The organism is Pseudomonas sp. YNh, assembly GCF_037993085.1.
In the GTDB taxonomy this organism is placed as follows: domain Bacteria; phylum Pseudomonadota; class Gammaproteobacteria; order Pseudomonadales; family Pseudomonadaceae; genus Aquipseudomonas; species Aquipseudomonas putida.
This window is the reverse complement of the sequence record NZ_JBBMRJ010000025.1, coordinates 39,351-59,459: the sequence shown is the minus strand read 5'-3', so window position 1 is coordinate 59,459 and position 20,109 is coordinate 39,351. Positions and strand designations below refer to the sequence as shown.

20 protein-coding genes are annotated in these 20,109 nt (G+C 64.6%); 13 read left to right on the top strand and 7 right to left on the bottom strand.

The genetic code is table 11. The features are described from left to right. The first annotated feature begins 187 nt into the window (after positions 1 to 187). The 4 genes from WF331_RS22060 to WF331_RS22045 are packed head-to-tail and all read left to right on the top strand — an operon-like array spanning position 188 to position 5,302. A complete protein-coding gene (locus WF331_RS22060; RefSeq protein WP_284361234.1) occupies positions 188 to 670 on the top strand; it encodes a formate dehydrogenase subunit gamma in 483 nt (160 codons plus the stop codon). Next, the gene (locus tag WF331_RS22055; RefSeq protein WP_340623289.1) at positions 664 to 2,223 is read left to right on the top strand and encodes a formate dehydrogenase beta subunit; all 1,560 of its coding nucleotides are present in this window, start codon (positions 664 to 666) and stop codon (positions 2,221 to 2,223) included. Before WF331_RS22060 ends, WF331_RS22055 begins: the two co-directional genes overlap by 7 nt. Further along, positions 2,220 to 5,102, top strand: a complete 2,883-nt coding sequence (gene fdhF / locus WF331_RS22050) for a formate dehydrogenase subunit alpha (protein ID WP_284361231.1) — start codon at positions 2,220 to 2,222, stop codon at positions 5,100 to 5,102. The genes WF331_RS22055 and fdhF overlap by 4 nt, the downstream gene beginning before the upstream one ends. Further along, positions 5,099 to 5,302 (top strand): formate dehydrogenase subunit delta, encoded by a 204-nt coding sequence (locus WF331_RS22045; RefSeq protein ID WP_284361227.1) that lies wholly within the window; start codon positions 5,099 to 5,101, stop codon positions 5,300 to 5,302. The genes fdhF and WF331_RS22045 overlap by 4 nt, the downstream gene beginning before the upstream one ends. 47 nt (positions 5,303 to 5,349) lie before the next feature. Here the strand turns inward: WF331_RS22045 and WF331_RS22040 are convergent, their stop codons facing one another. Continuing rightward, positions 5,350 to 6,213 (bottom strand): universal stress protein, encoded by an 864-nt coding sequence (locus WF331_RS22040; RefSeq protein ID WP_061203834.1) that lies wholly within the window; start codon positions 6,211 to 6,213, stop codon positions 5,350 to 5,352. 157 nt (positions 6,214 to 6,370) lie between these two features. On the opposite strand from WF331_RS22040, the gene WF331_RS22035 reads away from it, so the two are divergent. Further along, positions 6,371 to 6,988, top strand: coding sequence for a tRNA-(ms[2]io[6]A)-hydroxylase (locus WF331_RS22035; RefSeq protein WP_016500662.1), 618 nt, complete (start codon positions 6,371 to 6,373; stop codon positions 6,986 to 6,988). Between the two features lie 22 nt (positions 6,989 to 7,010). On the opposite strand, the gene WF331_RS22030 is transcribed toward WF331_RS22035, so the two are convergent. Next, complete coding sequence (locus tag WF331_RS22030; protein WP_016500661.1) at positions 7,011 to 7,331, bottom strand: DUF883 family protein; 321 nt, start codon at positions 7,329 to 7,331, stop codon at positions 7,011 to 7,013. A gap of 129 nt (positions 7,332 to 7,460) precedes the next feature. On the opposite strand from WF331_RS22030, the gene WF331_RS22025 reads away from it, so the two are divergent. Next, the gene (locus tag WF331_RS22025; protein ID WP_340623288.1) at positions 7,461 to 7,724 is read left to right on the top strand and encodes a hypothetical protein; all 264 of its coding nucleotides are present in this window, start codon (positions 7,461 to 7,463) and stop codon (positions 7,722 to 7,724) included. A gap of 17 nt (positions 7,725 to 7,741) precedes the next feature. Here the strand turns inward: WF331_RS22025 and WF331_RS22020 are convergent, their stop codons facing one another. After that, complete coding sequence (locus WF331_RS22020) at positions 7,742 to 8,224, bottom strand: LEA type 2 family protein (protein ID WP_016500659.1); 483 nt, start codon at positions 8,222 to 8,224, stop codon at positions 7,742 to 7,744. Between the two features lie 135 nt (positions 8,225 to 8,359). On the opposite strand from WF331_RS22020, the gene WF331_RS22015 reads away from it, so the two are divergent. Both WF331_RS22015 and WF331_RS22010 read left to right on the top strand, forming a co-directional pair. Further along, the gene (locus tag WF331_RS22015) at positions 8,360 to 9,484 is read left to right on the top strand and encodes a sigma-70 family RNA polymerase sigma factor (protein WP_340623287.1); all 1,125 of its coding nucleotides are present in this window, start codon (positions 8,360 to 8,362) and stop codon (positions 9,482 to 9,484) included. A 176-nt stretch (positions 9,485 to 9,660) separates the two neighbouring features. Then, positions 9,661 to 12,087 carry a TonB-dependent receptor gene (locus tag WF331_RS22010; protein ID WP_340623294.1) on the top strand — a complete coding sequence of 809 codons (2,427 nt, stop codon included), beginning with the start codon at positions 9,661 to 9,663 and terminating at the stop codon, positions 12,085 to 12,087. A gap of 38 nt (positions 12,088 to 12,125) precedes the next feature. Here WF331_RS22010 and WF331_RS22005 read toward each other — a convergent pair whose 3' ends face one another. Continuing rightward, positions 12,126 to 13,016, bottom strand: coding sequence for a LysR family transcriptional regulator (locus tag WF331_RS22005; RefSeq protein ID WP_059396110.1), 891 nt, complete (start codon positions 13,014 to 13,016; stop codon positions 12,126 to 12,128). Between the two features lie 102 nt (positions 13,017 to 13,118). On the opposite strand from WF331_RS22005, the gene WF331_RS22000 reads away from it, so the two are divergent. The 5 genes from WF331_RS22000 to zapE all read left to right on the top strand — a co-directional run bounded on the left by WF331_RS22000 (position 13,119) and on the right by zapE (position 18,131). Beyond that, positions 13,119 to 14,198, top strand: coding sequence for a polyamine ABC transporter substrate-binding protein (locus WF331_RS22000; protein WP_016500655.1), 1,080 nt, complete (start codon positions 13,119 to 13,121; stop codon positions 14,196 to 14,198). Between the two features lie 25 nt (positions 14,199 to 14,223). Continuing rightward, positions 14,224 to 15,189, top strand: coding sequence for an agmatinase (gene speB / locus WF331_RS21995; RefSeq protein WP_016500654.1), 966 nt, complete (start codon positions 14,224 to 14,226; stop codon positions 15,187 to 15,189). Positions 15,190 to 15,392: 203 nt separating this feature from the next. Then, positions 15,393 to 15,710: a hypothetical protein gene (locus WF331_RS21990; protein ID WP_016500653.1), complete on the top strand. Its 318-nt coding sequence runs from the start codon at positions 15,393 to 15,395 to the stop codon at positions 15,708 to 15,710. A 22-nt stretch (positions 15,711 to 15,732) separates the two neighbouring features. Further along, positions 15,733 to 16,878 carry a PQQ-dependent sugar dehydrogenase gene (locus tag WF331_RS21985; protein WP_340623286.1) on the top strand — a complete coding sequence of 382 codons (1,146 nt, stop codon included), beginning with the start codon at positions 15,733 to 15,735 and terminating at the stop codon, positions 16,876 to 16,878. Between the two features lie 146 nt (positions 16,879 to 17,024). Then, complete coding sequence (gene zapE / locus WF331_RS21980) at positions 17,025 to 18,131, top strand: cell division protein ZapE (RefSeq protein WP_241801161.1); 1,107 nt, start codon at positions 17,025 to 17,027, stop codon at positions 18,129 to 18,131. A gap of 32 nt (positions 18,132 to 18,163) precedes the next feature. On the opposite strand, the gene WF331_RS21975 is transcribed toward zapE, so the two are convergent. The 3 genes from WF331_RS21975 to WF331_RS21965 form a co-directional block, all read right to left on the bottom strand. Next, positions 18,164 to 19,162 carry an alpha/beta fold hydrolase gene (locus WF331_RS21975; RefSeq protein WP_016500650.1) on the bottom strand — a complete coding sequence of 333 codons (999 nt, stop codon included), beginning with the start codon at positions 19,160 to 19,162 and terminating at the stop codon, positions 18,164 to 18,166. Between the two features lie 74 nt (positions 19,163 to 19,236). Further along, a complete protein-coding gene (locus WF331_RS21970; protein ID WP_016500649.1) occupies positions 19,237 to 19,674 on the bottom strand; it encodes a YqaA family protein in 438 nt (145 codons plus the stop codon). Beyond that, positions 19,674 to 20,102, bottom strand: a complete 429-nt coding sequence (locus WF331_RS21965; protein ID WP_174371584.1) for a DUF411 domain-containing protein — start codon at positions 20,100 to 20,102, stop codon at positions 19,674 to 19,676. Before WF331_RS21965 ends, WF331_RS21970 begins: the two co-directional genes overlap by 1 nt. Positions 20,103 to 20,109: the final 7 nt, after the last annotated feature.

Below are 20,109 nucleotides of genomic sequence, written 5' to 3'. Positions count from 1 at the left end.
CCCCCTGGCGCCACAAGTGCCATGCTTGCAGGATGCCTTCGGACCAGCGTGCGCAGATGCGCGGCCGTGGGCAAGGAGGCCGTCAGCGCCGCGCAACCGTGACGTGGCCGACGCGCCGCAGCAGAACACGCCGGATACCTGCCCCCACAACAATTCAGGCGGGGTCCGTGATGCCGAGGTCCGCTGTATGCCTGATGAATTGCTCCACCTGCCCGTGATCCAGCGCATTCTGGCTCGCGACAAGGACGCCCCTGGTGCCTTGTTGCCTATCCTGCATGCCATCCAGCACGACATCGGTTTCATCCCCGATGCTGCTGTACCCGAAATTGCGCATGCCCTGAACCTCAGCCTGGCTGAAGTGCGCGGGGTGATCAGCTTCTACCACGACTTTCGTACATCGCCACCGGCGCGCCACACCTTGCGCCTGTGCCGCGCCGAGTCGTGCCAGAGCCGTGGCGCCGAGGCCCTGGCCGCGCAACTGCGCGATCAGCTGGCACTGGACGACCATGGCACCAGCGCCGACGGTGCCATCAGCCTGCGCCCGGTGTACTGCCTGGGGGCCTGCGCCTGCTCGCCGGCCCTGGAACTGGACGGCCAGGTGCATGCGCGGCTTACCCTTGAGCGCCTGCGTGCATTGGTAAACGCTTGCCGGGAGGACGCCGCATGCTGAAGCTCTACATCCCGTGCGATTCGGTGGCCCGTGCCGTGGGGAGCGACCAGGTTGCCGAGGCCTTGCAGCGCGAGGCCGAGCGCCGCCAGTTGCCGCTGGATATCCAGCGCACCAGCTCTCGCGGGCTGTACTGGCTGGAGCCGCTGATCGAGTGCGAGAGTGCGCAAGGGCGCCTGGGCTTCGGCCCGGTTACCCCACAAGACGTGCCGGCATTGCTCGACGCCCTGGCCGGTGAGCCAGGTGGCCACTCGCTGGCGTTGGGGCTGGTCGAAGAAATCCCTTACCTGAAAACCCAGCAGCGGTTGATATTCGCCCGCGCCGGCATTTCCCGCCCATTATCGCTGGACGACTATCGCGCCCATGGTGGCTTCGCCGGCCTTGAAGCGGCCGTGGCCCTGAACGGTGCCGAAGTGGTCGCGGCCGTGCTCGACTCCGGCCTGCGTGGCCGTGGCGGTGCGGCGTTCCCGGCCGGCATCAAGTGGCGCACCGTGCGCGACGCCGGGGCTGGGCAGAAGTACGTGGTGTGCAACGCCGACGAGGGCGACTCCGGCACCTTCGCCGACCGTATGCTGATGGAAGGCGACCCCTTCCTGCTGATCGAGGGCATGATCATTGCCGGCCTCGCCGTGGGGGCCGACAAGGGCTACATCTATGTGCGCTCGGAATACCCGGATGCCATTCGCGTGCTGGACCAGGCCTTCGCCATCGCCCGTGATGCCGGCTACCTCGGCACCGACGTAGCCGGCAGCGGCCAGGCGTTCGACCTGGAAGTACGGGTGGGTGCCGGCGCCTACATCTGCGGCGAAGAAACTGCGCTGCTCGAATCCATCGAGGGCAAGCGTGGCATTGTCCGTGCCAAGCCGCCACTGCCCGCGCTGCAAGGCCTGTTCGGCCTGCCCACACTGGTGCACAACGTGCTCACCCTGGCTTCAGTGCCCATCATCCTCGCCAAGGGGGCAGCGTTCTATCGCGATTTCGGCATGGGCCGGTCGCTGGGCACCATGCCTTTCCAGCTGGCTGGCAATATCCGCCAGGGCGGCCTGGTGGAGCGTGCGTTCGGCCTGACCCTGCGCGAGCTGGTGGAGGGCTACGGCGGCGGGACGGCCAGTGGCCGGCCGCTGAAGGCTGCGCAGGTCGGCGGCCCGCTCGGCGCCTGGGTACCCCCCAGCCACTTCGACACCCCGCTGGACTATGAAGCCTTCGCCGCCATGGGCGCGATGCTCGGCCACGGCGGTGTGGTGGTGGCCGACGATACCCTGAACATGGCCAGCATGGCGCGCTTCGCCCTGCAGTTCTGCGCCGAAGAATCCTGCGGCAAGTGCACCCCATGCCGCATCGGCTCCACCCGTGGCATGGAGGTGGTCGACCGGTTGATCGCAACGACTGATTTCACCGAACGCCACGACCAGGCCCTGTTGCTGCGCGACCTCTGCGACACCATGCAGTACGGCTCGCTGTGCGCCATGGGCGGCATGACTGCCTACCCGGTGGCCAGCGCCCTCAAGTACTTCCCCGCCGATTTTGGGCTGACCACCACGGAGGCTGCGCAGTGATCAATTTCTTCGACCCCGCTTCTGATAAAAGTAGCGACTTCGGCACCCCGGCCCGTGACAGCGAAGTGCAGGTCAGCCTGAGCATCGATGGCCGCCCGATCAGCGTACCTGCCGGCACCTCGGTAATGCGCGCTGCGGCCATGCTCGGCACCAGCATCCCCAAACTGTGTGCCACCGACAGCCTCGAAGCCTTCGGCTCATGCCGCATGTGCATGGTGGAAATCGACGGCATGCGCGGTTACCCGGCGTCCTGCACCACGCCGGTCAGCGAAGGCATGGTGGTGCGTACCGAAACGCCACGCCTGGCCGGCCTGCGCCGCAACGTGATGGAGTTGTACATTTCCGACCACCCGCTGGACTGCCTGACGTGCTCGGCCAACGGCAACTGCGAGCTGCAGACCGTGGCCGGCCAGGTGGGCCTGCGCGAGGTGCGCTACGGCTACGACGGCGCCAACCACCTGGCCGAGAAAAAGGACGTATCCAACCCGTATTTCGATTACGAGCCCAGCAAGTGCATCGTCTGCAGCCGCTGCGTGCGCGCCTGCGAAGACATCCAGGGCACCTTCGCCCTGACCATCACCGGCCGCGGTTTCGAGTCGCGGGTGGCGGCAGCGGGTGGCGATAACTTCCTCGCCTCCGAATGCGTGTCGTGCGGCGCCTGCGTACAGGCCTGCCCAACCGCGACGCTGACGGAAAAGAGCCTGGTGCAGCTTGGTCAGCCTGAGCGTTCGGTGATCACCACCTGCGCCTACTGCGGCGTCGGTTGTTCGTTCCGCGCCGAAATGAAAGGCGACCAGCTGGTGCGCATGGTCCCGGACAAGAACGGTGGCGCCAACCACGGCCACGCCTGCGTCAAGGGCCGCTTTGCCTGGGGCTATGCCACCCACCCGGATCGCATCACCAAGCCGATGATCCGCAAGCGCCTGGAAGACCCGTGGCAGGAAGTGAGCTGGGACGAAGCGGTAACCTACGCTGCTAGCGAGTTCCGCCGCATCCAGCTCAAGTACGGCCGCGATTCCATCGGTGGCATTACCTCCAGCCGCTGCACCAACGAAGAAGCCTATCTGGTGCAAAAACTGGTGCGTACGGCGTTTGGCAACAACAACGTCGATACCTGCGCGCGGGTGTGCCACTCGCCCACCGGCTATGGTCTCAAGCAGACCCTGGGTGAGTCGGCCGGCACGCAAAGCTTCGATTCGGTGATGCAGGCAGACGTGGTGCTGGTGATTGGCGCCAACCCCACCGACGCTCACCCGGTGTTCGGCTCGCAGCTCAAGCGCCGCCTGCGCCAGGGGGCGCGGTTGATCGTGATCGACCCACGGCGCATCGACCTGGTCGAGTCGCCGCACGCCCGCGCCGAGTTGCACCTGCAACTGCGCCCGGGTACCAACGTGGCCATGCTCAATGCCCTGGCCCACGTGATCGTCACCGAGGGCCTGCTGGCCCAGCGTTTCATCGATGCCCGCTGCGAAACCGAAGACTTTGCCCGCTGGCGCGACTTCGTCAGCCAGGCAGACAACGCCCCCGAGGTGCTGGGCCCGGTGTGTGGCGTACCCTCCGAGCAGATCCGCGCCGCGGCGCGCCTGTATGCCACCGGTGGCAACGCGGCCGTCTACTACGGCCTGGGCGTGACGGAGCACAGCCAGGGCAGCACTGCGGTGATGGGGATCGCCAACCTGGCCATGGCCACCGGCAATATCGGCCGTGAAGGGGTAGGGGTGAACCCGCTGCGTGGGCAGAACAACGTGCAGGGTTCGTGCGACATGGGCTCGTTCCCCCACGAGCTGCCCGGCTATCGGCATATTTCCAACGAGGGCGTGCGCGCCGAGTTCGAGCGCGCCTGGGGCGTGACCTTGCAGCCCGACCCGGGCCTGCGCATCCCCAACATGTTCGAGGCAGCGCTGGACGGCAGCTTCAAGGCCCTTTACTGCCAGGGCGAGGATATCGCCCAGAGCGACCCCAACACGCAGCACGTCACGGCGGCCTTGCGCGCCATGGAATGTGTGGTGGTGCAGGACATCTTCCTCAACGAAACGGCCAAATTCGCCCATGTGTTCCTGCCGGGCAGCTCGTTCCTGGAAAAGGACGGCACCTTCACCAACGCCGAGCGGCGCATTTCGCGGGTGCGCAAGGTGATGGAGCCGCTGGCCGGCAAGGCTGACTGGGAAGGGACCGTAGCCTTGGCCAACGCCTTGGGCTACCCGATGAACTACCGCCACCCGTCCGAGATCATGGACGAGATTGCCCGCCTGACGCCGACCTTCCGCCGCGTCAGCTACGCCGAAATCGACCGCCATGGCAGCCTGCAGTGGCCGTGCAACGACGCGGCGCCGGATGGCACGCCGACCATGCATATCGACCAGTTCGTGCGTGGCAAGGGCCGCTTCATGCTCACCGGCTATGTGCCCACCGACGAAAAGGTCAACAACCGCTACCCGTTGCTGCTCACCACCGGGCGCATCCTCAGCCAGTACAACGTCGGCGCCCAGACCCGGCGTACCGGCAACGTCGCCTGGCATGACGCCGACCGCCTGGAAATCCACCCGGCCGACGCCGAAAGCCGCGGCATCCAGGACGGTGACTGGGTGGGCATCGGCAGCCGCGCGGGGCAGACCGTGCTGCGTGCCAAGGTCAGTGCGCGGGTAGCGCCGGGGGTGGTGTACACCACGTTCCACTTCCCCGAGTCGGGGGCTAACGTGATCACCACGGACAACTCCGACTGGGCCACCAACTGCCCCGAATACAAGGTGACGGCAGTGGAAGTGGTGAAAGTGTTCCAGCCATCGGAGTGGCAAAAGCGCTATCAGGATTTCAGTGACGAACAGCGGCGCCTGCTGAAGGAACGCCGTACATCGGAGAAAGCCGAGGTGCGCCGATGAGCAGCGATAACCTGGTCAAGATGGCCAACCAGATTGCCCATTACTTCGACAGCGAGCCAAACCGTGCGCTGGCGGTGCAAGGGGTGCGCCAGCATTTGCAAAGCTTCTGGACGCCGGCCATGCGCCAGCAGCTGGCAGAATGGATCGAGGCCAATGCAGGAGAGGGGCTGGACCCGAAGGTGCTGGAGGCGATGCTGTAGCGGATTGGCGCGGTCCTGCAGGGGCCGCGCCAATTGTGGAACTTGCGTCAGCCGCGGGCTAGTTCGGCCTGGTGGGCGATGGCTTCTTCGCTCTTGAGCACCAGCACATCCCCCTCAAGCGCATCCAGTACCACCTCCGAAGTATTGCCAATCAACGCCCCGGAAATGCCCGTGCGGCACACCGTCCCAATCACCGTCACCACCGCCTTCAGCAGTTTCTCGGTATGCGGAATCAGCACATCTGCCGGCCCTTCAGCCACATGCAGGCACTCCTCGCTGATGCCGTACTCTGCCTGGAACGCCTTGCACGCATCGCGGTAGCGCTGCTCGATGGTCTCGCTCAACTGGTACGTCGGGTCCGAGGCCGACAGCATTGGCGACGGGTGCGCACTGATGACATGCAGTTCGCCCTTGGCCAGCCCGGCGATGGCGTAGCCATGGTCGATGATGCTCGCATGCAGGCGGCGGTGGTCGTCGTCCTGGTTGCCCACGTCCACCGCAGCCAGAATCTTGCCACCGGTCCACGGCCGTTCGCTCTTGACCATCAGCACGGCACACGGGCATTGACGCAGCAGCTTCCAGTCGCTGGGGGTGAGCAGGGCCTTCTTCAGCGGGTTGTCCGGGCGGTGTTCCTTGATCACCAGCTCGCAGCCCTCGGCCTGCTGTACGTAGATGATGGTGTCGTGCAGGTTGTCGCGCCAGGCCTCCTCGTGGGTGACGTTGTCGTACCCGTCATCGTGCAACTGGCTACTCAGCAGGCTAAGCAGTGCAGTGTGGTCATGCTTTTTGTCGCACATCAGCAGGTGCAGGCGTGCGCCAGTGACGCCGGCAATCAGCTTGGCCCGGGTCAGCGCCCGGCTGTGGGCGTGCTCGGGGTCGAGGACGACAAGGATGCTGCGGACGGCTTGCATGGGTGTTAGCTCCCTTCAAAGGTGGCGACCAATGCCTGACTATAGACGGCGCGTCCCCCGCTGGCGCTTGATGTACATCAACAAGCATAGACACTGGCGCCGCCCGTCGCCGCCGGTATAATCGGCGGCCCTGCCTGTCCTGTGTGGTTGCACGCTTATGTCCCTGATCCCCGAAATCGATGCCTTTCTTGGCTGCCCGACGCCAGACGCCTGGATCGAAGCGGCGCTCGCCGACCAGGAAACCCTGCTGATCGACCACAAGAACTGCGAATTCAAGGCCGCGAGCACTGCCTTGAGCCTGATGGCCAAGTACAACACCCACCTCGACCTGATCAACATGATGTCGCGCCTTGCCCGCGAGGAGCTGGTGCACCACGAACAGGTGCTGCGCCTGATGAAGCGCCGTGGCGTGCCACTGCGGCCGGTGTCGGCGGGTCGCTATGCCTCGGGGCTGCGCCGCCTGGTGCGCGCCCACGAGCCGGTCAAGCTGGTAGATACGCTGGTGGTGGGGGCGTTCATCGAGGCACGCAGTTGCGAGCGGTTTGCTGCGCTGGTGCCGCACCTGGACGAAGAATTGGGCCGCTTCTATCACGGCCTGCTGAAAAGCGAAGCGCGCCATTACCAGGGCTACCTGAAACTGGCGCACAACTACGGTGATGAGGCGGACATCGCCCGCCGGATTGAACTGGTACGCGCTGCAGAAATGGAACTGATCCAGTCCCCGGACCAGGAACTGCGCTTCCACAGCGGTATCCCGCAAGCGCTGGCCGCCTGATTTGCACCAGGCGGCCCAGGCTTCAGTTGCGCCGCCCCAGCAGCAGGCCCACCACCAGCCCCAGGCCGGCGGAAATGGCGACGGTCTGCCAAGGGTGGCCGCCGATGTAGTCCTGGGTGGCGTCCACCACCGGTTGCGCTTTGTCGCGCATAGTGCCAGCGGCCTGGCGTGCCTGTTTCAGTTTCAGGCTGACCTGCGCTCGCAGGGTTTCTGCTTCTTCGCCGACCAGGGCGGCGCTGTCGTTCAGCAGCTTTTCCGATTCTTCGATCAGCGATTGCAGTTCGCTGAATACCTGGTCCTTGATCTGATCGCTGTCCGCCAGTGTGGCGTTTTTACGGGCCATGAACTCGTCCTCGTTGATGGGGTGGTGTGAACAATGGATGCCGCTGCGTCGGGAAAGTTGCGGTGGCTTTCCGATGTTGCGTTGCCTGGGTGTAAGATAGCGGCCATTTTCAAACTTGCAGGTACCTTCATGAGTTTCAATCTGGCCAACATGAGCTTCGAGGAACGGGCGCAGATCGAGGCAGAGAAGGCGCGGCTGTTCGAGATGTGGCAGAGCAGCCTGGGCAAGGCCAAGGGCGATGCGGCCCGGCTGATCGCCGAAAAGCCCCGGCGCAAGGGTAAATGGGCCGAGTGGGTGCGCGCCGAACTGGAGAGCATGTCGCCGCCCGAATACGCCAGCATGGTGCGCATCGAAGTCAACAAGCTGATGGCCGCCGCCAGCGCCAGCCGCTGAATACCCCTGGCGGGTGCTTACCAGGTCGCGCCTTTTGGCAGGTCCAGCTTGCCCTCGTCAGTAAAGCGCACGGTCCCCAGCAATCCGCCCGCCAGCTTGCCGCGCAGCTTGTAGGGCAAACCCTTCAGTGAGTCCACCGTGCCCAGCCCATAGGCCTGGCGCAGGAAGGAAAACGCCGTGATGCTCACCGGCACCACGATCACCGCTTCGTCATAGCGGCCAATGTGCCCCTGCTGGTCGCTGACCCCGGCGGCCAGCGGCTGGCCGTTCACTTCCAGGTTCAGGGCAATGCCGTTGTAGTCGATCGGCGACTCGTTAGGGTTTTGCACACGCATTTTCACCGCCATGCGCAGTTCCAGTTCTTGGCCGGGCAGCGGCTCGATGCCGATCACGCTGATGTTGACCGGGTCGCGTGGCTGGAACAGTGCGCAGGCACCCAGGCCATACGCCATCAGCAGGACGAGAAACAGACGGCTACAGCGGTGCAGGCGGGCAGTCATTGCGGGCGACCTTGCCAGAGTGAGCGAACCGCCAGTGTGGCAAATGCGCGTCGGCGTTGAAAGTCTCCTTGCAGATGAAAGATACTGTTTCTCATTAACGCCCGATAACTCATCCTGCTGGCAGTGCCCAAACCCATGCTGACGTCACCCGTGTCGGGCCTGCTGGCGACTTTCCAGGAGCACTACGACGACCTGTTGCAGTTCCTGACGCGGCGCATGAGCGACCGCCAGCGCGCAGCCGACGTGGCGCAGGAAACCTACCTGAAGCTGGTGAAAGTCGATGAACAGGCGGTGCCGGTGCTGCACGCCCGCAGTTTCATCTTCCGCGTGGCCGGTAACCTGGCAATTGATGCCTTGCGCCGTGAGCAGCGCCTGGCTGCCAGCCATGACGACTGTGACGGGACCGATGAACTGACCTGCCCGGCGCCAGCGCCCGAGGCGACGTTGCTGGCCTGTGAGCGCCTGCAAATCCTTGACGATGCGCTGCTGAAACTGCCCGACAATGCCCGCCAGGCGTTGTTGCTGAACCGCGTCGAAGGCCTGACCCAGGCGCAGATTGCACAGCGGCTGGGGGTTTCCGAGAGCATGGTGGCCAAATATATCGGCCAGGCCCTGCGTCATTGTCGCGACTGGCTCAAGCAGGCCGGTGTGGCGGCCTCCGTGGTGTTGCTGGTTGCCGCTGTGGCGGGTTGGCAGCAGGCACCGGTGTTGTTGGCGGACTACCACACCGCTGTGGGTGAACGGCAGGTGATTACCCTGGCGGACGGCACGCGGGTGACGCTGAACAGCGCCAGTGCGCTGAGTGTGATGTTCAGTGAGCACGAACGCCGTGTGGTGCTGGCTGCCGGTGAGGCCTTGTTCGAGGCCACGGATGATCCGCGGCCGTTTGTGGTCGATACGGCAGGCGAGCGGGTGCAGGGTGGTGCCGCCACCTTCAGCGTGCGTCGCGATGGCCGCGTGGTGTTGGCACGCGGTGAAGCCAAGGTCGGCGAACATGAACTGGCGGTGGCGGCCGATGCCGGTGCGCAGATGGCCTGGCAGCGCGGCAAGCTGATCTTCAACGGCAAGCCGCTGGGCCAGGTGCTGATGGAGCTTGAGCGTTACCGGCATGGGCGCATCGTGCTGTCCGACAGCGAGCTGGCGGCGATGGAGGTGAGCGGGGTGTTTGACCTGGACGAGCCTGAAGCACTGCTGCGCACGCTTGAGCAGCGGTATGGGCTGAAGGTTACCTACCTGCCGTGGTTGGCTGTGGTTCATTGATCAGCAGGCATGTGCGATTCCTGTAGGACCAGCCTTGTGCTGCGAAGAGGCCGGCACAGAAATAAAAATATTTTCCATTTGGCACTGCAAGTTCCTGCAAGCCAGATCGTCGTAGTGGGACTGATCAGCAACCCATTCTCATTTACGACTTGTCAGGAAGCTCATTCGTGCCTCTGATGCTCAAGCCCTTTCACCGCAGTCACGGTCCTCTTCACCATGCCCTGATGTCCTGCAGCGCCCTGGCCATGCTGGTCGGCCCGTTGCATGCGTCGGCCGCAACCACTGCCGAACAAACCCAGATGCAGGCTCGCCAGGTTCAGCTCGACCTGCCAGCGCAGCCGCTGGACCAGGCCCTGACCACCTTTGCCGACCAGGCCGGCCTGCACTTGCTGTACACCACAGGAGATGCAGCAGGCTTCGCCAGCCCGGCCATGCACGGCAGCTACAGCGTCGAGCAGGCCCTGCAGCAGTTGCTGGCCGGCAGCGGCATGAGCTGGCACTTCAGTGACGCGCGCACCGTGACCCTGCGCAAGGCCCTGGCAGCGCCACAGGCGGTCAACCTCAAGCCGATCGAAGTCAGCGTGGCCTCGCGTACCAGCACCGCAATCAGCGAAATCCCCGGTACTGTGTGGGTAGTCGACCAGCAGCAGCTGCGCGAGCAGATCGACAGCGGCGTCAGCCTGAAAGAAGCCATCGGCAAGCTGGTACCCGGCCTCGACCTGGCGCCGGAAGGGCGTACCAACTATGGCCAGAACATGCGCGGGCGCAACGTGCTGGTGATGATCGACGGAGTCAGCCAGAACAGCTCGCGCGGCCTGTCGCGCCAGTTCGACAGCATTTCACCGTTCAACGTCGAGCGTGTCGAAGTGCTGTCTGGCGCCAGCGCCATCTACGGCGGCGGTGCCACTGGCGGCATCATCAACATCGTCACCAAGAAGGGCGAACCCGGCCCGGCGCGCTTCGAGACCCAGCTTGGCGCCAGCAGCGGGTTCAACAACAGCGATGACCTGGCCACCCGCTTCGCCCAGTCGATCAGCGGCGGCAACGAGCGGGTCAATGCCCGGCTGGGTATTTCCGGCGAGCAGAACGAAGCCTTCTACGACGGTGCCGGCGACCAGATCTTCATCGACAACACCCAGACCGACCTGCAATACAACCGCACAATCGACGTGCTCGGCACCCTGGGCTTGCAGTTGAACGACCAGCAGAGCCTCGACCTGCTGGCCCAGTACTACGATTCGGGCAACCACGGCAGCACGGGGATCTACTTTCCCAACCTCAACTACAATGCGCCATCCGACCTGGAAGACGCTGAGCTGCGCAGCGGCTATTCGTCCGACCTGGAGCCGCGTACCCGGCGCTTGTTGCTGAACGCCAATTACCACCACAGCGATGTGCTGGGCCAGGATTTCTACCTGCAGGCCTCGTACCGCAAGGAAGACGACAACTTCTACCCGTTCCCGTACTACAACCGCGCCACGCCCACCGGCTCGCGCGGGGTGTACTTTGCTGCCTCGCAGCAGAACTTCGAGGTCACCAGCCTCAAGGGCCTGTTCGCCAAACAGTGGGACACGTTGAAGCTGACCTATGGCCTCGACCTGGATCGCGAGCGCTTCAATGCCGAGCAGACCACCTTCAACGCCGTGACCTCGTCCGAATCGGGCGGCCTGGAGATGGAAAAGGACAGCAAGGCCGCGCGCTACCCCAGCTACCGGGTCGATGGTGTGTCGGTGTACGCCCAGCTGGACTGGCATGCCACCGACAACCTGACGTTCTCCGGCGGTGCCCGTCGCCAGCAGATGGACGTCGACGTCAGCGACTTCAAGGGCGTGCCGGGTGGCAGCAACGATTACCAGGTCAACCTGTTCAACGTAGGCGCCATCTACGACTTCAAGAACGGCCACCAGGTATGGAGCAACTATGGCGAAGGTTTCGACCTGCCAGACCCTGCCAAGTATTACGGCAAGCCGGGCCTGAGCGTGGCCGACAACCCGCTGGCCGGCATCAAGAGCCGCCAGGTGGAACTGGGCTGGCGCTATGCCGACCTGGACTGGGATGCCCAGGCGGCGCTGTACTACATCTGGTCGGACAAGATCATCAACGTCGATTCGCAAACGCTGACGATCAACGTGGAAGAGCAGAAGAGCCGCGACTTCGGCTTTGAAGGTGCGCTGACCCGGCACTTCCAGACGGGCTGGGAAGCGGGCGGTACCCTGCACCTGACCCGCTCCGAGGAAGAGGCTGCCGACGGCGGCTGGAACAAGCGTGATGCCCGCTATGCATCCTTGTCCAAGGCCACGGCATTTGTTGGCTGGAAGGGCGATGGCCGCAGTGCGCGGCTGCAAGCCAACCATGCGTTCAGCCTGAAGGACGATGCCGACCACGAGATCGACGGTTACACCACCTTCGACCTGCTGGGTAGCCAGGACACCGGCTTCGGCACCTTCAGTGCCGGCATCCAGAACCTGCTGGACAAGCAGTACAGCACGGTCTGGGGCCAACGCGCGACGCTGTTCTATTCGCCGACCTACGGCCCGGCGTACCTGTATGACTACCAAGGGCGCGGGCGCACCTACACCCTGACCTGGAGCATGGCTTACTAACCCTTCTCCAAGGCGTGCCCGGCCCTTGTAGGAGCGCATCAGGCGAACGCTGCGAGCAAATCCTCGGCAAACGCCTGTTGCGCTTCACCCGTCACCTGCGCCCGATGCCTGGCCAGGGTAAACGGCACCACAAAATCCAGCCCTGGGTTCAGCGCCCACAACAACCCCTCCGCCTCCCAGGCGTGGGCGCAATGGCAGGGCAGGTAGCCAATATGCCGCCCTGACAGAATGAACGTCAGCACGCTCTCGATCTGCTCCGCCACAGCCATGCTGTGCCGGCTCTGGAACGGCTCACCGCCTTTGAGAAACCGGTATGGATGGCGCACCTGGTCCATCTCCAGCAACCGCTCAAGTTCAACACCCGATTCGCCGAACAGCACATGCCCCTTGCCGCAATACAGCCGTTGCGGTTCCTCGAACAATGGCTGGTAATCAAAGGCCGCCTGGTTGCCGGAGAAGTAGCTGATGGCGTAATCCAGTCGCTGCTCCAGCAACAACCGCTCCAGCTCCGCCGGCGGTGCACTGATCAGCTCCAGCTGCACTGATTCCTCTCGTGTGCGGAATGCGGCAATGGCCGCCGCCAGTTTCAGGCTCACGGTTTTGTCCTGGTTTTCTGCCATGCCGATACGCACGGTCCCCAGCAACCGCCCGGCAACGCCGGTGGCCTGCTGGCGAAACTGTTCGATGTTCAGCAGCAGCCCGCGCGCTGCATCCAACAGCAACGCGCCTTTCTCCGTCAGGTGAAAGCCACCCTTGCCTCGACTGCACAGGCGGTAGCCAAGGCGTGTTTCCAGCTGCGCCATGCGCTGGCTGATGGTGGGCTGGCTCAGGCCCAGCACGCCTTGCGCGGCGCTGAAGCCCCCGGCCTCGACTACAGTGACGAACAGCCGCAGCAGGTGCAGGTCGGGATCGTGCACTTGTCCGAGCATTACATTGCTCCTGATGAATGTCAGCTTTGCAAACTTGCCATTCCTGCAATGTAACCCGGCTGGCATGCTCGCGGCATCCACCCATTTGCCGAGGTGTCCGTCATGCGTCGATCGTTGTGCCTGTTGTCCCTGGTTCTGGCCCTGCCGCTGCAGGCCGAAGAAAAGGTCGTCAACCTCTACAGCTGGGCCGACTACGTCGCCCCGCAAACCCTTCAGCGTTTCGAACAGGAAACCGGCTACAAGGTGCGGTATGACACCTTCGACACCACCGAAGTGCTGGAGACCAAGTTACTCACCGGTGGCAGTGGTTACGATGTGGTGGTGCCATCCTCGACCGTGCTGGCCCGGGCGCTGAAGGCCAATGCCCTGCAAGCGCTCGACCCCCAGGCCATGCCCGGCTACAGCAACCTCGACAAGGACCTGCTGGCCAAGCTCGCCGAGGCCGACCCCGGCAACCGCCATGCCGTGCCGTACACCTGGGGTACGCTGGGCCTTGGGGTGAATGTGGAGGCGGTGCGCCAGCGCCTGGGCGACGTGCCGCTGGACAGCCTCGACCTGCTGTTCAAGCCCGAATACGCCAGCCGGTTGAAGGACTGTGGCATCGCCATGCCCGATTCGCCGCAGGAAGTGATTGGCGTGGCCCTGAACTACCTCGGCAAGGACCCTTACAGCCAGGACAAGGATGACCTGGCCGCCGCGCAGCAGCTGCTGAGCCAGCTGCAACCCTCGATCAGCTACGTCGCCAATGGCCGGCAGATCAGCGACCTGGCCAACGGTAGCGTGTGCCTGGCGCTGACCTACAACGGCGATGCCGCGATGGCGGCCGACCAGGCCCGCCGCGCCGGCAAGCCGTTCGAGCTGATCTACCGCATCCCGCGTGAAGGCACGCTGGTGTGGCAGGACAACCTGGTCATCCCCAAGGACGCGCCGCACCCCGAGGCCGCGCGGGCGTTTATCGCATTCATGCTCAAGCCCGAGTCGGTCGCTGCGCTGACCAACACACTGTTCTTTGCCAACGCCAACCAGGCTGCCACGCCGTTGGTGGACGAGGCGGTGCGCAATGACCCGGACATCTACCCGCCTGCCGAAGTGCGCCAGCGCCTGTTCGCCGACCGCAGCATGGCCCTGGCCGACCTGCGTCAGCGCAACCGCCTATGGACGGCCTTCCGCAGCCGCCAGTGACTGATAACAACCAAGGAGCCCGACCGTGGAGCAAGCCGCAAGCAACGACCAGGCGATGACCCGCGACAGCCTGTATGGCACTGCCGCAGAAAGTACCTACGCCGGCATTACCAGTTTCTCCCGCCGACGCTACAGCCGCGATTTGCGTGGTGTGGATGTGGTGGTCAGCGGAGTGCCGTTCGACACTGCCACCAGCAACCGCCCAGGTGCGCGTTTCGGCCCGCGGGCGATCCGCGCCGCCTCGGTGCAGCAGGCCTGGGCCCGGCACTGGCCGTGGGCGTTCGACCCGTTCGACCACCTGGCCGTGATCGACTATGGCGACTGCGCCTTCGACAGTGGCACACCGCAGTCGGTGCCGGACAGCATCGAGGCCCATGCCACCCATATTCTGGAAGCGGGCTGCGCCATGCTTACCCTCGGTGGCGACCACTTCATCAGCTACCCGCTGCTCAAGGCCCACGCCCGCCGCCATGGCCCTCTGGCGCTGATCCACTTCGATGCCCACAGCGACACCTGGCCGGACGAGGAGGGCAAGCGTATCGACCATGGCACCATGTTCTGGCATGCCGCCCGTGAGGGCCTGGTTGACCCTGCCTGTTCGGTGCAGATCGGCCTGCGCACCACCAATGACGACAGCCAGGGCTTTGCCATCCTCGACGCCCGCCAGGTGCACCGTCAGGGCACCGAGGCGGTGATTGCGGCAATTCGCCAGCGTGTGGGTGACCGGCCGGTGTACCTCACCTTCGACATCGACTGCCTCGACCCGGCCTATGCGCCTGGCACAGGTACGCCGGTGTGTGGTGGATTGAGCACGGTGCAGGCGCTGGAGATTCTGGGCGGGCTGCGCGGTATCAACCTGGTGGGCATGGACCTGGTGGAGGTGGCGCCGGCTTATGACCATGCCGATATCACTGCGCTGGCGGGGGCGACTTTGGCGATGGAGATGTTGTGCCTGTATGCGGCGCGGCACAAGGTAGACAAGGGCCAGTGATCCGGGGCCGCTTTGCGGCCCATTCGCAGCACAAGGCTGCTCCTGCAGGGCCTTGCGTCGCAATGGACAGCAAAGCAGCCCCGCGAGCACATACTGAAACATCAGGAATCATCTCCGCCCAAATTCACACTTTTGTCTCGAACCCCTCGCGCCTTAGGCTATCAAACCCACCAGGCGCGGCATTTTCGTACAGGAGGTGAAGCATGACCCCGACATTGCCTATCCTGGCCCTCGGCCTGGCTTTGTGCCTGCCCGCGCACGCGGCCCCGCAGCAGCCTTTGCAGCTTGCGGCCGGCAACAACAACCCCTACAACAGCCCGATCCAGCGCGCCAACCCCAACAGCCGCCAGGGCAGTATGCCGGCCACACCCCCCGTGCGCGGCCCGTCCACCGACCCGTACCAGCGCACGCCCAGCCTGGACAACCGCGGCATTGGCAACGGCGACAACCTGCGTCGGCAGCAACAAACCCCAAACCTGGAACCGAGCCGGCCGCCCCGCGACAGCACGCGTGCGCCGTGAGCCCATACGGAAGGAATCCTGCATGCCCAGAGCAACCTGGCTAGCTACCCTGACTGCCGCTGCACTCATGCCCCTGCTGGCACAGGCGGCGGCAGAGCAACAGTTTCGCAGCGAAGAAGGCACGTTGACCGTCAGCACCCTGGCCGACGGCCTGCGCAACCCTTGGGCGCTGGCATTTCTGCCGGGCGGCAAGGACATGCTGGTAACCGAGCGCGCTGGCAACCTGCGGGTGGTCAACGCTGAAGGCAAGGTCGGCCCGCCGATCAGCGGCGTGCCCAAGGTGTGGGCCGAGGGCCAGGGCGGCCTGCTGGATGTGGTGCTGTCGCCGGAGTTCGACAAGGACCGTACCGTGTACCTGTCCTACGCCGAGGAGGGCAGTGACGGCAAGGCCGGTACCGCCGTCGGTCGTGGCCAGCTGTCCGAAGACCGCGCGCGGCTGGATAACTTCAGCGTGATCTTCCGCCAGCAGCCCAAGCTGTCGGTGGGCAACCACTTCGGCTCGCGCCTGGTGTTCGACCGCGACGGCTATCTGTTCATCGCGTTGGGCGAGAACAACCAGCGCCCCACCGCCCAGGACCTGGACAAGTTGCAAGGCAAGATCGTGCGCATTTTGCCGGACGGCGAAGTGCCCAAGGACAACCCCTTCGTCGGCAAGGACAACGTGCGGCCGGAGATCTGGTCGTTCGGCCACCGCAACCAACAAGGTGCCGCGCTCAACCCCTGGACCGGCAAGCTGTGGACCCACGAGCACGGCCCGCGCGGTGGCGACGAAATCAACATCCCCCAGCCCGGCAAGAACTATGGCTGGCCGATTGCGACCCATGGCATCAACTACTCGCTGCTGCCGATCCCCGAGGCCAAGGGCAAGCATGTGGACGGCATGGTCGACCCACACCATGTGTGGGAGAAGTCACCGGGTATCAGCGGCATGGCGTTCTACGACAGCCCGACATTCAAGGCCTGGGACCACAACCTGTTCATTGGTGCACTGGCGACACAGGAGCTGATCCGTTTGCAGCTGAAGGGCGACAAGGTGGTGCATGAGGAGCGTTTGCTCGGTGACTTGAAGGCGCGTATCCGCGATGTGCGGGTTGGTCCGGATGGCTACATCTATGTGCTGACCGATGACAAGGACGGCGCATTGCTGAAGGTCGGCCTGGCCGACTGACGCGGTCCCTGTAGGAGCGGCCTTGTGCCGCGATGGGCCGCAGAGCGGCCCCAACAATCTATGCTGCAATGCCGAAGTCCTGGGGCCGCTGCGCGGCCCATCGCGGCACAAGGCCGCTCCTACAGGGACCTGTGTAGAATGCGGCCATGGCCATCACTCCCCAATCCCTTTACCAGCAAGCCCTGAGCACTCAGGGCTACGCTGACGACCCTGCCCAGGCCCGCGCCGTCGAGGCCTTGCAGGCCTGCTTCGTGGCTGTCGAGCAGGGCTGCCCCACCCAGGGTATCTACCTCTGGGGCCCGGTCGGCCGGGGCAAGACTTGGCTAATGGACCAGTTCCACCGCTGCTTGTGCGTGTCCAGCCGACGCCAGCACTTTCATCACTTCATGGCCTGGGTCCACCAGCGCCTGTTCCAGCTCAATGGCACCGCCGACCCGCTGCTGGCGTTGGCCCGGGAGCTGGCCGGGCAGATCCGCGTCTTGTGCTTCGACGAACTGTTCGTCAACGACATTGGCGACGCGATCATCCTCGGCCGCTTGTTCCAGGTACTGTTCGACCAGGGCGTGGTGATCGTCGCCACCTCCAACCAGCCACCCGACCATCTCTACCGCGACGGTTTCAACCGCGAGCGGTTCCTGCCGGCCATCGCCGCCATTGAGCGGCACATGCAGGTACTGCCGGTGGCGGGCGAGCAGGACCACCGCCTGCACCCCGGTGCAGAGCGGCAGCGCTACTGGGTGGCAGCGACAGGGCAGGCCAGCCCGCTGGGCGAGGTGTTCTGCCAGCTCAGCCCGGATCACACGGGTACTGATCAGCCCTTGGTTATCGGCTCCAGGCAGGTGCAGGTCGTGCGGCGCAGCGAGCAGGCTATCTGGTGCCGCTTCACCGACCTGTGCGAACAACCGCTGGCGGCCATGGAATTCATGGCACTTTGCGACCGTTTTCCGGCCATCCTGGTGTCGGGTATTCCGGCGCTGGGCGGTAAGCAGCAGGCCGGTCGCATTGCGCGTGGCACTGAAGATGGTGCGGCGCGGGTGGTGGCAGGCGACCGTGAGCTGCCGGCGCTGTCACCCAAGGACGATGCGGTACGCCGCTTCATCGCCCTGGTCGATGAGTGCTACGACCGCCGTGTGGCACTGTACCTGGAGGCCGAGGTGCCGCTGCAAGAGCTGTATACGCAGGGGTATCTGGCATTCCCGTACCAGCGAACCTTGAGCCGGTTGCGGGAGATGCAACTACAGCGGTTTGGCTGATGAGTGCCGGGGGCCGCAAAGCGGCCCCCGTTTCACTTGGCCAGCCACTCGACCAGGGTACGGTTGAACCGCACGGGTTCTTCGATCTGCGGCGCATGCCCCATGCCTTCGAAAGTGATCAGTTCACCTTTGGGGATCAGCTTGGCCACCTGTGGCCCCAGCACGGCATACTTGCCCAGCTTCGCCTTCACTTCCGGCGGTGCGATATCGCTGCCAATGGCCGTGGTGTCCTTGTCGCCGATCAGCAGCAAGGTCGGCATCTGCAAGTCCTTGAACTCGTGGTACACCGGCTGAGTGAAGATCATGTCGTAGATCAGCGCCGAGTTCCACGCCACCGCTTCATGCCCCGGCCCCTTGTTCAGGCCCGCCAGCATCTGTACCCAGCGCTCGTACTCCGGCTTCCAGCGCCCGGCGTAGTAAGTCTTGCGCTCATACTCGCGCACGCCCTCGGCATCCAGCTTGAGCTCGCGCGCATACCACTGGTCCACCGTACGGTAGGGCACGCCCAGGGCTTTCCAGTCTTCCAGGCCAATCGGGTTGACCATGGCCAGGCGTTCCACCTGCTGCGGGTACATCAGCGCATAGCGGGTGGCGAGCATGCCGCCCGTGGAATGCCCGAGCACGATGGTTTGCCTGATACCCAGCTGTTCGAGCAAGGCATGGGTGTTGTCGGCCAACTGCTGGAAGCTGTACTGGTAATGCGCGGGCTTGCTGGAAGTGCAGAAGCCGACCTGATCGGGGGCGATGACCCGGTAACCGGCCTTGCTCAGCGCGTCGATGGTGGTTTCCCAGGTGGCGGCGCAGAAGTTCTTGCCGTGCATCAGCACCACGCTGTGGCCGTTGGCCTGGCCTTGTGCGGCGACGTCCATGTAGCCCATCTGCAGGGACTGGCCCTGGGACTTGAAGTCAAAGTGCTTGAGCGGGTGGGGGTAGCTGAAGCCCTCGAGCTGGGGGCCGTAGGTAGGCGTTTCGGCGGCGATGGCCGGGCTGCCGACAAGGCAGGCCAGGGCCAGGGCGGTTGCGCGCAGCATGGGGCACTCCGTGTAGGGCCATATAGGAGAGGGCGACTTTAGCAGCCAGGCGCGCGCCGGGAACGTGAAAGGTGTTACCAGGCGTGAAACCAGCCCAGGGTAATCATCGCCAGCACCGCATAACGGCCAGCCTTGGCCAGGGTCACCAGCAGCAGGAAGCGCCAGAAGGGTTCCCGCATGATCCCGGCGATCAACGTCAGCGGGTCGCCGATCACCGGCATCCAGCTGAGCAGCAACGACCACTGCCCCCAGCGCTGGTAACGCCGCTGCGCGCGCTGCAGTTGGGCAGCGCTGAACGGGAACCAGCGTTTGTCGCGCAGGTGCTCGACGGCGCGGCCCAGCAGCCAATTGACGACCGAACCCAGCACATTGCCCAGGGTGGCCACCAGCAGCAGGGTTGCCCAGGCCTCGGGCTGGCGGAGCAACAGGCCGACCAGCACGGCTTCCGATTGCAGCGGCAGCAGGGTGGCGGCGCCGAAGGCGCTGAGAAATAGCGCCCACAAGCTGAGCATCAGTAGTTGGCTACAACGGTGTCCTGGCCATCCTGGGTTACGCCGACGACCTGGTAGGCATCCTTGTGGTCACCCATTTCCATGCCGGGCGAGCCCATGGGCATGCCCGGTACGGCCAGGCCCTTGAGGTCGCTACGCTTTGCCAGCAGGCGCACCTGCTCGGCCGGCACATGGCCTTCGACGAACTTGCCGTCGATCACCCCGGTGTGGCACGACGCCAGGCGCGGCGCCACGCCCAGGCGCTGCTTGACCGCGCTCATGTTCGGCTCGACGTGGTCGTTGACGGTGAAACCATTGTCACGCAGGTGGCTGATCCAGGCCTTGCAGCAGCCGCAGTTGGGGTCGCGGTAGACGTCGATGGTCTCGGCGGCCTGGGCCAGACCGGTGATGGCCAGCAGGCCCAGGGGCAGCAGGTGTTTGCGCAGCATGGTGAGG